This window comes from Cupriavidus necator (assembly GCF_040578825.1).
Lineage (GTDB): Bacteria > Pseudomonadota > Gammaproteobacteria > Burkholderiales > Burkholderiaceae > Cupriavidus > Cupriavidus necator_E.
The window spans coordinates 47,354-61,575 of sequence record NZ_JBEFLI010000042.1 but is presented as its reverse complement, the minus strand read 5'-3'; the positions used below and the strand labels follow the sequence as shown (position 1 = coordinate 61,575).

At 68.9% G+C, this 14,222-nt stretch carries 16 protein-coding genes; 4 read left to right on the top strand and 12 right to left on the bottom strand.

Annotation, left to right across the window (positions count from 1 at the left end; all coding sequences use genetic code 11):
• The 4 genes from AB1I47_RS20600 to AB1I47_RS20585 form a co-directional block, all read right to left on the bottom strand.
• Positions 1-1,417 (bottom strand): sigma-54-dependent transcriptional regulator (locus AB1I47_RS20600; protein ID WP_354685574.1); only part of this gene is annotated, 1,417 nt, incomplete at its 3' end.
• Between the two features lie 37 nt (positions 1,418-1,454).
• Positions 1,455-3,584 (bottom strand): sensor histidine kinase, encoded by a 2,130-nt coding sequence (locus tag AB1I47_RS20595; RefSeq protein WP_354685573.1) that lies wholly within the window; start codon positions 3,582-3,584, stop codon positions 1,455-1,457.
• Positions 3,581-3,916 (bottom strand): PP0621 family protein, encoded by a 336-nt coding sequence (locus AB1I47_RS20590; RefSeq protein ID WP_354685572.1) that lies wholly within the window; start codon positions 3,914-3,916, stop codon positions 3,581-3,583. Before AB1I47_RS20590 ends, AB1I47_RS20595 begins: the two co-directional genes overlap by 4 nt.
• A gap of 6 nt (positions 3,917-3,922) precedes the next feature.
• Positions 3,923-4,861: a cytochrome C assembly family protein gene (locus tag AB1I47_RS20585; protein ID WP_354685571.1), complete on the bottom strand. Its 939-nt coding sequence runs from the start codon at positions 4,859-4,861 to the stop codon at positions 3,923-3,925.
• A 129-nt stretch (positions 4,862-4,990) separates the two neighbouring features.
• Here AB1I47_RS20585 and ffh point away from each other — a divergent pair, with 129 nt between their 5' ends.
• Together ffh and AB1I47_RS20575 are read left to right on the top strand one after the other, a co-directional pair.
• Positions 4,991-6,385: a signal recognition particle protein gene (gene ffh, locus AB1I47_RS20580; RefSeq protein WP_354685570.1), complete on the top strand. Its 1,395-nt coding sequence runs from the start codon at positions 4,991-4,993 to the stop codon at positions 6,383-6,385.
• 58 nt (positions 6,386-6,443) lie between these two features.
• Positions 6,444-6,986, top strand: coding sequence for a hypoxanthine-guanine phosphoribosyltransferase (locus AB1I47_RS20575; protein ID WP_354685569.1), 543 nt, complete (start codon positions 6,444-6,446; stop codon positions 6,984-6,986).
• A 96-nt stretch (positions 6,987-7,082) separates the two neighbouring features.
• Here AB1I47_RS20575 and AB1I47_RS20570 read toward each other — a convergent pair whose 3' ends face one another.
• From AB1I47_RS20570 to AB1I47_RS20555, 4 genes are all read right to left on the bottom strand, one after another.
• Positions 7,083-7,697 carry a LysE family translocator gene (locus tag AB1I47_RS20570; protein ID WP_354685568.1) on the bottom strand — a complete coding sequence of 205 codons (615 nt, stop codon included), beginning with the start codon at positions 7,695-7,697 and terminating at the stop codon, positions 7,083-7,085.
• A gap of 25 nt (positions 7,698-7,722) precedes the next feature.
• The gene (locus AB1I47_RS20565; RefSeq protein WP_354685579.1) at positions 7,723-7,905 is read right to left on the bottom strand and encodes a hypothetical protein; all 183 of its coding nucleotides are present in this window, start codon (positions 7,903-7,905) and stop codon (positions 7,723-7,725) included.
• Positions 7,906-8,042: 137 nt separating this feature from the next.
• Positions 8,043-8,774, bottom strand: coding sequence for a GspE/PulE family protein (locus AB1I47_RS20560; protein WP_354685567.1), 732 nt, complete (start codon positions 8,772-8,774; stop codon positions 8,043-8,045).
• A 3-nt stretch (positions 8,775-8,777) separates the two neighbouring features.
• On the bottom strand, positions 8,778-9,119 hold the full coding sequence (locus AB1I47_RS20555; protein WP_354685566.1) for a type II secretion system protein GspG: 342 nt from the start codon (positions 9,117-9,119) through the stop codon (positions 8,778-8,780).
• Positions 9,120-9,713: 594 nt separating this feature from the next.
• Here AB1I47_RS20555 and AB1I47_RS20550 point away from each other — a divergent pair.
• Both AB1I47_RS20550 and AB1I47_RS20545 read left to right on the top strand, forming a co-directional pair.
• A complete protein-coding gene (locus AB1I47_RS20550; RefSeq protein WP_354685565.1) occupies positions 9,714-10,388 on the top strand; it encodes a lytic polysaccharide monooxygenase in 675 nt (224 codons plus the stop codon).
• A gap of 99 nt (positions 10,389-10,487) precedes the next feature.
• Positions 10,488-11,006 (top strand): GbsR/MarR family transcriptional regulator, encoded by a 519-nt coding sequence (locus AB1I47_RS20545; protein ID WP_354685564.1) that lies wholly within the window; start codon positions 10,488-10,490, stop codon positions 11,004-11,006.
• Between the two features lie 3 nt (positions 11,007-11,009).
• Here the strand turns inward: AB1I47_RS20545 and AB1I47_RS20540 are convergent, their stop codons facing one another.
• The 4 genes from AB1I47_RS20540 to AB1I47_RS20525 form a co-directional block, all read right to left on the bottom strand.
• Positions 11,010-11,669, bottom strand: coding sequence for a LysE family translocator (locus AB1I47_RS20540; protein WP_407935875.1), 660 nt, complete (start codon positions 11,667-11,669; stop codon positions 11,010-11,012).
• Between the two features lie 88 nt (positions 11,670-11,757).
• The gene (locus tag AB1I47_RS20535; protein ID WP_354685563.1) at positions 11,758-12,624 is read right to left on the bottom strand and encodes an AraC family transcriptional regulator; all 867 of its coding nucleotides are present in this window, start codon (positions 12,622-12,624) and stop codon (positions 11,758-11,760) included.
• Positions 12,588-13,484 carry a 2OG-Fe(II) oxygenase gene (locus tag AB1I47_RS20530; RefSeq protein WP_354685562.1) on the bottom strand — a complete coding sequence of 299 codons (897 nt, stop codon included), beginning with the start codon at positions 13,482-13,484 and terminating at the stop codon, positions 12,588-12,590. Before AB1I47_RS20530 ends, AB1I47_RS20535 begins: the two co-directional genes overlap by 37 nt.
• Positions 13,481-14,221: a lytic transglycosylase domain-containing protein gene (locus AB1I47_RS20525; RefSeq protein WP_354685561.1), complete on the bottom strand. Its 741-nt coding sequence runs from the start codon at positions 14,219-14,221 to the stop codon at positions 13,481-13,483. The genes AB1I47_RS20530 and AB1I47_RS20525 overlap by 4 nt, the downstream gene beginning before the upstream one ends.
• Between the last annotated feature and the right edge of the window lies 1 nt (position 14,222).

Below are 14,222 nucleotides of genomic sequence, written 5' to 3'. Positions count from 1 at the left end.
TTAAAAAGACACAGTGTTGGGGTTGGGGTTCGGCGGCAGTAGCCCTGGCCGGGGCCGGTGCTGGCTCGACCGTCACCGGCACCGGCGCGGCAGCCGCCGGCACCGGCGCGGCAGCCGCCGGCACCGGCGTCCACATGCCGCCTGCCGCCCAGGACGCGTAATAGGCGGCCGGCACCGTCGGGGCCATGGCCGGCGCCGGCGCGTGCAGCAGTCCGGCGCGCTCGGCGCCGGCTTCAAGCGCGCCCAGATCTGCCTCCTCGATCTGCTCGCTCTCGGCAAAGGCGTAGGCGCGTTCGAGCAGGTTCTCCAGCTCGCGCACGTTGCCGGGGAAGCGGTAGGCGGCCAGCCGGTCCAGCGCCGCCGGCGACAGCCGCTTGGGGTGCGGGTCGCCGTAGCGCACCGCCAGGTGGTCCAGGATGGCGCGCGCCAGCACCGGGATGTCCTCGCCGCGCTCGCGCAGCGTCGGCATGCGCAGCTCCAGCACGTTGAGGCGGTAATACAAATCCTGCCGGAACTGGCCAGCCGCGACCATTGCAGCCAGGTCCTTGTGGCTGGCGCACATCACGCGCACGTCCACAGCGTCTTCGCGGCTGGCGCCGATCTTGCGCACGCGCCGCTCCTGCAGTGCGCGCAGCAGCTTGACCTGCATTGGCAGCGGCAGGTCGGCCACCTCGTCGAGCAGCAGCGTGCCACCGTTGGCGGCCTGGAAGAACCCCCCGCGCTCGCCCTCGGCGCCGGTGAAGGCGCCTTTGACGTAGCCGAAGAACTCGGACTCCATCAGGTTCTCGGGGATGGCGCCGCAGTTGACCGCCACGAACGGATGCGAGGCGCGAGCGCTGATCGCATGGATGGCGCGCGCGGCGCGCTCCTTGCCGCTGCCGGATTCGCCGCTGATCACCACCGGCGCCATGCTGCGCGCCAGCCGCGACAGCGAGCGGCGCACCTCCTGCATGGCCGCGGAATGGCCGGGCAGCAAGGCCGCGGCGCGATCGGCGGCAGGGTCGGCGGCGGCGGCATCGCCGCTGTCGCGATGCTGGCGGCCCAGCGCGTTGAGCACCAGGCTGCGCAGCTGTTCCAGCGACACCGGCTTGGCGATGTAGTCGAAGGCGCCGGCCTTCAGCGCCTCCACGGCGTTGTCGGCGCTGCCGTAGGCGGTGATGACCGCGACCGGCACGCGCTCCGGTGCGGCGGAAAGCTGCCGCACGATCTCGATGCCGAGGCCGTCGCCCAGCCGCATGTCGGTCAGCACCAGGCTGTAGCGGTGCTGCGCCAGCTTCTCGCGCGCCTCGGCCAGCGAGCCGGCCAGCACCACGTCATGCCCCATGCGCCGGATCGAGATGTCCAGCAGCTCGCGCAGGTCGGCCTCGTCGTCGATGACGAGGATGGGATCGGGCGCTCGGGACATACGGGGTGGCATGGGTGACGAGGATCGGGGTCGTTCAGGTTTGGGTTGCTCAGGCGCTCAGGCCCGCGGCCGCGTCGGCGGTCTCGATGCGCAGCGTCAGCACGAAGGCCTTGGCCGGCAGTGTATCGCGCGTGGTCGGGGCCAGCACGCCGGTACGCTCGATCAGCGCCGGCAGCGAGATCGAGCCGTAGCGCACCTGCGCATCGTTGGCGCCGCACAGCTCGCGCGCCATGAACAGGCCCAGGCCGGTACCCTGCGCGTTGCTGGTGAAGAAGGGCTCGAACAGGCTGCGCTGGTGCTCGCGCGAGACCTCGGCGCCGTCGTTCCAGACGATCAGCTCGGCATGGTGCTGGTCCAGCGCATGCGCCAGCAGCCGGATCGAACCGGGCGACCGGCTGCAGTAGCGCCACGCGTTGTCGAGCAGGTTGCCCAGCACCTGCTGCAGCTGCGCGGCATCGAATACCACCGGCTTCGCTACATCCACGGTCAGCCGGATCGTGTTGGCATTGATATCGCCGCGGCCGGCCGGGCGCGTGTCGCCGGGCTGCGGGCGGCGCGAGCGCATTTCCAGCCGCCAGCGCTCCACGATCTCGGGCAGCGCCTGCGCCAGCTGCACGGTGCTGCGGCCGGTGCGCGGGCGCCGCGACATCTGCAGCACGTCAGACACCACCTGGTCCAGCCGGCGCACGTTGTCGTTGATGATGCGCAGCAGGCGGGCGTCGATATCGACGTCGGCGCCGCCATTGTCGAGCGTGCCCGGCTCCAATCTGCCGGAATCGGCCAGCAGCTCGCTGGCCTGGCTGATCGCGGCCAGCGGGTTGCGGATCTGGTGCGCGATGCTGGCCACCAGCCGGCCCATCGCGGCCAGTTTTTCCTGCTGCACCTGCTCGGCGATGCGTTCCCAGCTTTCGATATGGACCAGCACGGTGTCGCGCATCTCGCTGCGCAGCAGCGCCTCGTCTTCCTGCGACCAGGCCATGGCTTCGTTCTGGGCGATGGCCAGGCGCAGGCGCGCGGCGGCTTCGGGCGACAGTTCGTTCCAGGCGGCGGTGTCGAGCGCGGTCGGGACGGTGCGGCCATACGCTAGGCTCGAGCGCAGCCCGGCCAGTCCCGGCAGCACGAAGCGCAGCCGCAGCCGGGTGTGCTGCATGGTGCCGTCGGCCAGCGCGGTGCCCGACGCCATCGGCAGCAGTTGCAGGATGCGCGGCACGTCGTCCTTGCTGCGCAGCCAGTCGCGCAGCATTTCCGTCAGCGGCTGCAGCCGCGGGATGCGGCGCAGGTCGAACAGCACGGCGTCGCCGCCGCTGTCGCTCTGCCCGGCCGTGCCCAGCCGCCTGGAATAGATCCGCTCATGCGGCTGCACGCCCAGCAGCACCACCGCCGCCGGGTTGGCAGCCACCACCGAGCCGTTGGCGCGCACCAGCATCACGCCGTCCTGCATGTCGTTGACCATCAGTCGGTTCACCAGCTGCTGCAGCCTCAGCTCCTGTTCGCGCGCCAGCGCCAGCCGCTCCTGCGCGAGCTGGCGGTTGGCCAGCATATACATCAGCAGCGCGGCGATCATGAACACCAGCCCGAACAGGCCCGAGCCCAGCAGCCCGGCGTCGGCCTGGCGCAGCAGGATGGTGTGGGCGAAGGGGCCGCTCATCACCACCAGGGCGGAGATGGCCGCGGCAAACAGCGCGAACAGCAGGCTGGTCAGCGCGCCGGCTTCCAGCGCCGGCAGCAGGAAGATCATGGCCAGGCCGTCGGCCTGGGCGTGGCTGCCGTGCTGTCCCAGCACGGTGTAGACCAGCGCCAGCAGACCCAGGTCGGCCAGCACCTGCACGCGCACGCGCAGGTGGAAGTGGCGGCGCCACAGCGTGCCGGCGAGCATCGCCAGCGCAATCACCAGGTACGGGAGCGCGACCGTCATCGCGGCCGCGTGTTCGACTCCACCCAGCGCGACCAGCGCTTCCAGGGCAAAGGGCAATGCCGCCGCCCCGGCCGGCGGCTCCCCCCGCTGCATCAGCGCATAGCCGACCAGCAGCAGGCCCACCGCCACGCGGGTCCAGCAGAAATAGCGCAGCAGGCGCCAGTGGAAGTCAGGCGGTTCAGGCTGGCGCCATAGCTGGGCCAGCGCGCGCCAGGCGTTCAGCCGCTGCCAGCCCGAGGCACCGGATGGCGCCGGCTCGCTCATGCGCCGGGACCGTCCGTGCCGGTGCCGGTACCTGTGCCGGTACCAGCCTCGTCAGGCAAGTGGCTGCGGCGGCAGTAGTGCAGGCCGCGCCAGGCAATGGCCTCGCCTTGCGGCAGGTGTACGCCGCATTGGGCGCACTGGACCATGGGCTCGGCCGGGGCGGCCCCGGGTTGACCTGCCTTGCCGGCATTGGCGGCGCTGGCGGCGGCCCGCTCGCTGGCTTCGCGCGCCTCTTGCTTCGCGCGCATTTCGGCCAGGCGCGCCTCGGCGCGGGCGCGCAGCCACCAGATGACGCCCAGCACCACGGCCAGCAGGATCAGGATACGTACCATGGCAAATCAGATCCGATGCAGGACGACTTCGATCACGAAGCGGCTGCCGACGTACGCCAGCAGCAGGATGCCGAAGGAGGCGATGACCCAGCGCAGCGCCACCTTGCCGCGCCAGCCGCGGAAGATGCGCCCGGCCAGGATGCCGCCGAACATGGCCCATGAGATCAGCGCGAACACGGTCTTGTGGTCGAGCCGGAAGGCGCGGCCGAACAGTTCCTCGGAGAACAGCAGCCCCGAGCCAATCGTCAGCGTCAGCAGCACGAAGCCCGCGCCGATCAGCCGGAACAGCAGCTTCTCCAGCGTCAGCAGCGGCGGCAGCAGGTCCAGCCAGCGTCCCAGCCATTGGCTGGGCTGCGGCTCGCTGGCACGCGCCGGCGCGTGGCGGAAGCCGTGCAGGCGCCGCTCCGCCAGCAGCATCAAAAAGGCGTGGAAGGCCGCCAGCGTGAAGAGCCCATAGGCGACGTTGGCGATGATGAAGTGCAGCTTGAACAGCGGCTGCGCGGCGTAGCCCAGGATCTGCGAACCGGGGAAGGCCAGCGGCATCAGGCTCGCGACCAGCGCCACCGGGATCACGATCAGCCCCAGCCCGGCCAGCGAGAAGAAGAAGCTCTCGATCCAGTAGATGCCCACGCCCAGCCACAGCATGGCCGACAGCGCGAAGGCAAAGCCGAACACCATGCGCTCGGCCGGGAAGATGGTTTCATGCAGCAGCATGCCGTGGCTGGCCAGCGCCGCCAGCATCAGCACGTGCCACCAGGCCGGGCGCGCTTCGCCGTGCGCGCCCCCCGCCGGAGGGATGCCGCCGGGGCCGGATGCGACCAACACGGCCGAGGCGCCGCCGCCAGCCTGGCCGGCCGCGGCCGCCACCGGATGGCGCGTCGCCCAGCCGTGCAGGGCCAGGCCGCAATAGAGAAGTGCCGTCAGGGCATACAGTACAATGACCATTTGCGCAGTTTACCTTAGTGCCCACGGACGGTGGCGGCCGGTTGATCCGGTGCTCCAGGCCCGCCGCGTGAGCCGGTCCTGCCCCGATTCCTCTCCGAGCCCTGCTCCGACTTCTCCCCGAATCCTGCCATGCTGGACAATCTCACTCAACGCCTGGCGCGTGTGGTCAAGACCATGCGCGGCGAGGCGCGCCTGACCGAGGCCAACACCGCCGAGATGCTGCGCGAAGTGCGCCTTGCCATGCTCGAAGCCGACGTGGCGCTGCCGGTCGTGCGCGAATTTGTCGCACGCGTCAAGGAAAAGGCGCTGGGCGAGGAGGTCGTGACCAGCCTCACCCCGGGCCAGGCGCTGGTCGGCGTGGTCCAGCGCGAGCTGACCTCCGTCATTGGCGGGGCCGAAGCCGCCGGCGGCAACAACAAGGAAGCCGAGCTGAACCTGGCCGTGCAACCGCCCGCCATCATCCTGATGGCCGGCCTGCAGGGTGCCGGCAAGACCACTACCGTGGGCAAGCTGGCCAAGTGGCTCAAGGAAAACAAGAAGAAGAAGGTGCTGACGGTCTCGTGCGACGTCTACCGCCCCGCCGCTATCGCCCAGCTCAAGACCGTTTCCGAGCAGGTCGGCGCGGACTTCTTCCCGTCGCAGCCGGACCAGAAGCCGGTCGAGATCGCCCGCGCGGCGGTGGACTGGGCCCGCAAGCACTACCACGACGTGCTGATCGTCGACACGGCCGGCCGGCTGGGTATCGACGAGCTGATGATGCAGGAAATCGCCGCGCTGCACGCCCAGCTGAAGCCCGCTGAAACCCTGTTCGTGGTCGACGCCATGCTCGGCCAGGACGCGGTCAACACCGCCAAGGCCTTTAACGACACGCTGCCGCTGACCGGCGTGGTGCTGACCAAGCTGGACGGCGATGCGCGCGGCGGTGCCGCGCTGTCGGTGCGCCACATCACCGGCCGCCCGATCAAGTTCGTCGGCGTCGGCGAAAAGCTGGACGGCCTCGAGCCCTTCTACCCCGACCGCATGGCCCAGCGCATCCTGGGCATGGGCGACATCCTCGCTCTGGTCGAGGAAGCCCAGCGCGGCGTGGACATGGAAGCGGCCGAGAAGCTGGCCAAGAAGATCAAGAAGACCGGCGACTTCGACCTGGAAGACTTCAAGGCCCAGATCGGCCAGATGAAGAAGATGGGTGGCCTGGGCAGCCTGGTCGACAAGCTGCCGGCGCAGTTCGCCCAGCAGGCGCAGGGCGCCAATATGGATCAGGCGGAAAAGCAGGTGGCCCGCATGGAAGGCATTATCAACAGCATGACGCCGACCGAGCGCGCCAAGCCTGAGCTGATCAAGGCCAGCCGCAAGCGCCGCATTGCCGCCGGCGCCGGCGTGCCGGTGCAGGAAGTCAACCGCCTGCTGAACCAGTTCGACCAGATGCAATCCATGATGAAGAAGCTCAAGGGCGGCGGCATGATGAAGATGATGCGCCAGATGGGCGCGATGAAGGGCGGCATGAAGGGCCTCTTCAACCGCTAAGTACCGTTAAGATCCGGCCGCGATCCGCCCTCCCCCGCAAAAGAACAGGACAGACATCATGATGAGCGCCGAACAGGCCCGCGAGCTGTGGGCCAACTCCGAAGAAATCGTCTCCGCCGAGGAAGTCCAGGCGTCGCTGGACCGCATGGCGGCCGACATCACCGCCAGGATGGGCGATGCCTTCCCGCTGGTGCTGTCGGTAATGGGCGGCGCGGTGGTCTTCACCGGCATGCTGCTGCCCAAGCTGGCCTTCCCGCTGGAATTCGACTACATCCACCTCTCTCGCTACAACAACAAGACCGTGGGCGGCGAGATGCAGTGGCGCGTGGCCCCGCGCGAGTCGGTCAAGGACCGCGTGGTGCTGGTGCTGGACGACATCCTGGATGAAGGCGAGACCATGGCCGCGATCCGCGAGCGCATCATGGACATGGGCGCGAAGGAATTCCACGCCGCGGTGCTGTGCGAGAAGACGCTGAGCAAGGCCAAGCCGATGCACCCGGACTTCTGCGGCTTTGCCGTGCCGGACCGCTATGTGTTCGGGTGCGGGATGGATGCCAAGGGGTACTGGCGCAACCTGGGTTCGATCCGGGCGCTGGTTTGATTTAGATCGCCTCTCGGTTTGCTCCCCTCTCCCGCAAGCGGGAGAGGGGAGCACATATTCAGCGGTTCAAGCCACGGTGGCACATAGATGCCGCCCTCAAGCGCCGAGAATCGGCCACAGCGAGGCCAGCAGCAGCACCGCCATGCCGATATTGAACGCACGCAGCACGCGCGGCCGCGCCAGCCAGCGCCGCAGCGCTGAGCCGCACAGCGCCCACATCGCGACGCTCGGCAGGTTGACCACGCCGAAGATCCCCGCCAGCAGCAACACGTTCAGCCACAGGTTGCCGTGCAGCACGTAGGTGCTGCACGCGCCCACCGCCATCACCCACGCCTTGGGATTGACCCACTGGAACGCCGCGGCGGCCAGGAAGCCCATCGGGCGCCCGACCTTCTGGTCCTGCACGCCGCCGGCGGTGGCCAGCTTCCACGCCAGCCACAACAGGTAGACGGTGGCCGCCACGCGCAGCAGCTGCCAGGTCCACGGAAACGCGTGAAACAGCGATCCCAGCCCCAGGCCGACCATCGCCACCATCAAGGCAAAACCAATGCTGATGCCCAGCACATGCGGCACCGTGCGCGCGAAGCCAAAGTTCACGCCGGAGGCGAGAACCATGGTGTTGTTGGGACCGGGGGTGATCGACGACACCAGCGCAAAGCCGGCAAACGCGGCAAAGACACCGGTGCCGGCGGCGAGTTGGGATACTTCCATGACTGACTCCAGGGCATTCAGGAAATCAGTCTACGGTCAGTGAGCGGTACAGTACCGGTACAGTTTGGCGGAAATACGCCGATACAGGCAGCGGCAGCTCGCGCAGGTAGCGGCGCTGTACCAGTTCGTCGAGCGTGCCGGTGATCTTGCCGGGATAGCGGATGCCCAGGTTGAGCAGGTCGTTGCGCGCCACCTCCAGCACCTGCACGTCGAGGGTGACTCCGATTGCGGCAGGTCCAGCGCCTGGATCAGCCGCTCGATCGCCTGCAGCGTTTCGACGCTGTCGCGCACCACCACGCCGTTCAGGCGCTCGTCGACCAGGACTCGTCCAGGCGTGCGTTCAGTTCAACCGAGAGGGATGACACGGAGGATCTCCTGCAGTGTGGTAAGGCCGGCGGCAGCATTCTCCAGCGCGATCTCGCGCACGCCCACATGGCCGCCGCGCCGGGCAATCTCGCGCAGCGACGCCGCGGACTCGCGCCGCAGCAGCGCGTCCTTGAGCGCGTCGTCGATGCGCAGCACCTCGGCCAGCGCCAGCCGGCCATGGAAACCGGTGCCGCGGCACGCCTCGCAGCCGCGGCCCTTGCGAAAGCGCCCCGCGCGCAGTTGCTCGGCCGTCAGCCTTGCCTTGCCCGCCAGCTCGGCATCGGGCCGGTCATCGCGCGCGCAGTGCTCGCAGATGCGCCGCACCAGCCGCTGCGCCACCACGCCCTGCAGCGCCTCGACAAAACTGGCCGGCTCGACGCCCATGTAAAGGAAGCGCTCCAGCACGCTGAAGGCCGTGTTGGTATGCACCGACGACATCACCAGGTGCCCCGTCAGCGCCGCCTGCACCGCGATGCCGGCGGTCTCATCATCGCGGATCTCGCCGACTAGCACAGTGTCGGGGTCGTGCCGCAGGATGGAGCGCAGGCCGCGCGCGAAGGTCAGGCCCTTCTTGTCGTTAACCGGGATCTGCAGCACGCCGGCCAGCTCGTATTCGACCGGATCCTCGATGGTGATGATCTTGCGCTCGCCGGTATTGGTCTCCGACAGCGCCGCGTAGGTCCAGGGCCTGCCCGCCGACCCGTGGGGCAACGCCTACCTGTGGAAGACCAGGTAGGGGCCGTCCCAGCCGGGATCGCTGCCCTTCTGCACCAGCGCATTGAGCCCTTCCTGCTCGCTGGGGTAGTGGCCGGTATCCATCCGGAACTGGGTCGCCGCGTCCGCCAGGGTCTTCATCTGCGCATTGGCCGACTTGACCCGCGCTTTGTCTACCTGCGAGAACAGCCGCGGCCCGACATAGCCCGCCAGCAACGCGATGATCAGCAGCACCACCAGCAGTTCGAGCAGCGTGAAAGCCGCCTGAGCCGTCGCGTGCCTGCCGCGAACCGCCTGTCCTTGTCCTGCGCTGCCCGTGCCCGGGAACCGGCTTGCCGCCATAGCGCCATCTGAATTTGCATTGCCGCTGCCTGCGGAGTTGATGGCAATTCCAGTCATCGGAATAAGCGAGTCAAAAGAAAATTCTTGAGTTGCGGCAACGCAGGAAATATAACAATGCTTATTCAAAAAGCAAGACGGCAACGGCGCCGCTCCGCATACATTTGACTACCCGTTTTTTGCGCGCTTTGTCTCATTCATGGGACCGCCATGGTGCGCGCACGACGCCGGCAAAGTCGCCGCGGATCGGCCGAAAAGCCAGCATTGACGCCAGATTTCGGGATCATCATGAAGCGATACCACGGCCGGCGAAATTGTCCCGCAATCCGTTGCATGGCTAATTTCAAGAATTTCAGAAAATACCGAACCGATCCAATTATTTCCGCAATTTCAGAAATTGGTGAAAACGGGAAACAGGACATTTCAATACCAATAGCGCACCGTGGGAATTGCGATTGGCATCCGCCGTGAACGGCGCCGGAAAATCGACGCAAAAGCCAGGGACCGCACTGCGGCCCGGCTGACCCGCACGCGCCAATGCCGGCGTGGCACCGGACCTCCTGCCGGAAACGCTGGCCAGTCACCGGAGACTACGCAATGAGGATCAAGCAGACCGTGTTCCCCGCTCGCCTGCTGTTGAGCAGCGGATTCATCGCCACACCCGCGCGGGCGCACGGCGTGGTGGAGTTCCCCATCGCCCGGCAGCTCAAGTGCTTCCAGGACGGCGGCTTCTGGTGGCCGGCCGACGGCTCGGGCGTGCCCAACGCCGGCTGCCGCGAGGCGTTCCGCCGCAGCGGCGCCTATCCCTTCCAGCAATGGAACGAAGTCACCGGTTTCCCGCAGGACTACAACAGCCAGGCGTCGGTCGAGCAGGCCGTCAAGGACGGCACGCTGTGCGCGGGCGGCAATCCCAAGAAGGCCGGGCTGGACGTGCGCTCGAGCCAGTGGCACAAGACCCCGATCAAGCCCCAGAACGGCAAGATCCGCATGATGTATTACGCCACCGCGGCGCATAACCCGTCGTTCGTGCGCATCTACCTGACCAAGGCGTCGTACGTCTACGGCGACCCGCTGCGCTGGGCGGACCTGCAACTGGTCTACAGCGGGGCTGCGCCGGCGCCGCAGACCATCATCGGCGTGGACGGCAAGCTGTGGCGCTGCCGGCCGTTCCCGTTCGGCGGCTGGTGCAACATCCAGCATCCGGCCTACACGCCCGGCGGTCCGCAGGTGCCCAAGGAGGTGGATGCGCAAGCCTGGACGCCCGCACAGTAGCGGCACGGCGTGGCGGGCGCACGCCCGCCACGCCCGCCACGCCGCGCCCGACCAGAAGCCCGGCCGCCAGTGCGGCCGCGACCGACCTACCACGACACCATGCATCTTTCACCGCTTGCCCACCTGCTGATCGGCCACCTCGGGGAACTGGGCAGCCACTGCGGCCTGACCCGCACCGCCAGCCAGATCCTGGGCCTGCTCTATATCGCGCCGCGTCCGCTCAATGCCGACGAGATCGCGCACGCGCTGAACCGCTCGCGTTCCAATATCAGCGTCGGGCTGCGCGAACTTGACTCCTGGAACCTGACGCGCCCGTCGCATGCCGATGCTCCGCGCGACCGGCGCGAGTATGTGCGCGTGCCGGCCGATGTCTGGCTGAACTTCCGCACCATGGCCGCGGAGCGCAAGCGCCGCGAGATCGACCCCGCCGCGGCGGCGTTGCGCGCGCTGCGGCAAGAAGCTGCGCCGGCCGGCGACGATGCCCACCTGCTCGCGCGCGTCGATGCCCTGCTGGAATTGCTGACGCTGCTCGGCACCTGGCTCGACGGCGTGCAACGGCTCGATGACGAAACCCTGCGGCGCGTGCTGCGCCACGACCCTTCGCAGGAGACTCCGTGAACATCAGCGCAACGCGTGCCAGCCCACGGCCAGCGCCAGCAGCCACAGGATGGCGCCGGTCAGGCGCTCCACCCATCGCACTGAGCGCCCCACGCGCCCGAAGCGCGCCGCCACCGCCGGATGGCCGATGCCATAGGCCACCAGCAGGTCCCAGCCCAGCACCACGGCGAACATCCAGGCGCCGTAGGCAAGCTGCACCGCGGGCGGCGTGCGGCTGGCCGCCAGCACCGAGAACAGGCTGGCGTAGAACAGCCCGTTCTTCGGGTTCAGCACCGCCGACAGGAAGCCGCTGGCGATCTGCGCGAGCCACGATGCCGGCGCGGCCGGCGATGCGGCATCGGTCTGCGGCAGCGACAGCTCGCCGCTGGCGCGCAGCAGACGCCAGCCCAGCCACGCCAGGTAAGCGCAGCCCGCCCACTGCAGCGCCGCGAACAGCGGCGGATAGTCGCGCATCGCGGCAAACCCGGCCAGCGCCAGGCCGATAAAGACGCCGTTGCCCAGCGCAATGCCCAGGCACACGCCGCTGGCACGCCGCGGCCCGTGCAGCAGCGCGCTGCGCACTACCAGGAAAAAGTCAGGCCCCGGGCTCAGCAGCGCCAGCGCGTGGGCGCCGGCCACCATCGCGAACTGCTGCAGCGGGGCGGGATTGAGAGGCATGTCCATGCCGGCCCTCCATCAAGAGAGCCCGCAGTGTCAGGCCGGGGGACGGCGCCGGTCTTGAAGAAAGTTGCTGTAGCGCTAAGCGGCCCCCTCAGGCGGCGCGCTGGTAGCTGCGCGGGGTCAGCGCCACGCGCTGCTTGAAGGCGCGCTGGAAGTGGCTCTGGTCGGCAAAGCCCAGGTCCAGCGCCACCTCGGCCAATGCCGCGCCCTGGCGCAGCAGCCGGCGTGCGTGCTGGATGCGGATATCGAGCTGGTAGGCATGCGGCGTCATGCCGGTCTCGGCGCGAAAGGCGCGCACCAGGTGGTAGCGGCTCAGGCCCGCAGCGCGCGCCAGCTCGGCAAGTGGCAGGCGTTCGGCGTGGCGCGCGTGCAGCAGTTCGCACAGGTACGCCACGCGCGCGGAAACGGCGGCGGGCGCGGGCAGCGTGTGCAAGTCATCGCCCGACTCCAGCGCGGCGTGCAGGTCGCCGATAAACGCCACCAGCGCGGCTTCCTTTTCGAGGCTGTCGGCCGGCGAGAACAAGGTCGCGTTCAGCGCGCAGACCAGCCGGTAGACCGCGGGCATCGACGTCACGCGCGCTGCCAGTCCGGCACGAACGGGTCCATCCTCGTCGAGCACGGATGCCACCCACGCCGGATCGAAATGCAGCATCTGGTAGCTCCAGCGGCCGTCAGGCACCGGATTGCAGGCGTGCACCTGGCCAGCCGGAATCACCACCACCGCGCCGGGATGCAGCAGCGCGGCATCGGCGCCGCAGGTAAAGCGGCTGGTGCCGCCGTCGACGGCGCCAACCGACAACGTGGGATGGGTATGGGAAAGGTAGCTGGCGCTGCTCTGGCTGGCGCGCCGGCTCTCGGCGACCGGCAGCGCGGGATCGAACCAGCAGCGCGCGGCGCCTTCGGTGGCCCTGGCCGGCAGGCTCAGGCCTCGCTGCGGTACGGCCGTTCGCGCAGCCATTTGGTGGCGATCCATTTTTCGCCCGATGCCACCGGCAGGCCGGCATGCAGCGTGCGGTCGTCAAGGGCGCCGTCGGGCAGCAGGTAGCTGAAATACACCGCGTTGCCCTTGACCGGCGCCACCTCCAGCCCCACCCGCGGGAACGCGGTGGCGCCGCCGGCAGCGGGCGTGTTCAGGTAGATCACCAGCGTGGCGATGCGCTGTCCGCCGACGGAAAGCTGCCGCGCCTCGCCGGGGCGCTGCGGGTTGAAGTAGTCGAAGTGCGGCTGGTACTCGCCGCCGGGCTTGTAGTTCAGGATCTGCAGGCCTTCGCCGTGTTCGGCCGGCACGCCGGTGACCGCGGCAATACGCGCCTCGATGCGCGAGATCAGCGCGTGCTCGCCCACCTGGAACATCGCCCCCATGCTGGTGCGGGCATCGATCAGGTTCTCGTCGCCGGTATCCGGGTTGACCACCGGCGAGCGCGCCAGCCGGCCGCGCGACAGCGCCACCAGCGCATCGCACTCGTCGCCGGTCAGCAGCTGCTGGAACAGCCGGATGCGGGGCGACGCCAGCCGGAACAGGATCTGGACCTCGCGGTCGCCGCCGTGCGCGACGTAGAGCCGCGGCTCGGCCTCGGCGGCAGTGGCCGGCGCCTTGCGATGCGCCGGGGGCAACGCGGGCGCCCCGGCGCCCTGCCCGAACGCCGCGGCCACGACCTGGCGCGCAAAGGCATCGTCATAGCCGGAACGCAGCATCGACAGCACCAGCGCATCGGCGCCGAAGCCCTGCGCGATATGCCGCGCCAGCCATTGCTCGAGTTCGGGCGAGGATTCGGTATAGCCGGTCTTGCCACCGGCAGCGGATGCTTCGCGGATCATGAGGGATTGGCGACGCGCCGGGGCGAGAAGGGATTGCGTTCGGGAGGCTCGGACACTGGCGCGCGCGGACGCGACGGCGCGATCTCGGCATCGCCTGCCACGGTGACCGAGGCTTCTGAGTACTGCCAGCGCTTCCACGCCGCCAGCACCGCGTTCGGATACTCCGCCCGGCCGCGGCTGCCGTTGTAGCGGCCCAGCGCCAGGTACAGGTCGCCCTGCTCGCGGTCCAGGTAGTAGCGCAGGATGGTGCAGCCGTAGCGCAGGTTGCTTTGCAGGTGGAAGAGCTTGCGCGGATCGTTATCGCCGATGGTGCGCACCCAGAACGGCATCACCTGCATCAGCCCGCGCGCGCCGGCCGAGCTGATCGCGTACTTGCGGAAATTGCTCTCGACCTGGATCAGGCCCAGCACCAGCGCGGGCTCGAGCCCGGCGCGCTTGGCCTCGTAGTAGGCGGTCTCGATCAGTTCCACCCGCATCTGCGGCTCGGGGATGCGCGATGACAGGCGAGAGGACATCTCGCCCAGCCACTTCAGGTACGCGAGGCGCTCGCCGCCGGAAGCAAAGACCGGCCGCGTGGGCCGGTCGTCGGCAATGGCGGCGGCCAGCGCGCCGCGCACCGAATGGGCCAGGTCTTCTTCCTTCTGCGCGCCGGCGTGCGCGGCCGTCGCGGCCAGCGCCAGCAGCAGGCCGGCGGCGATGCGCCGGCCGGCGTCCGTCATCCCCCGAGCGGCGCGCATG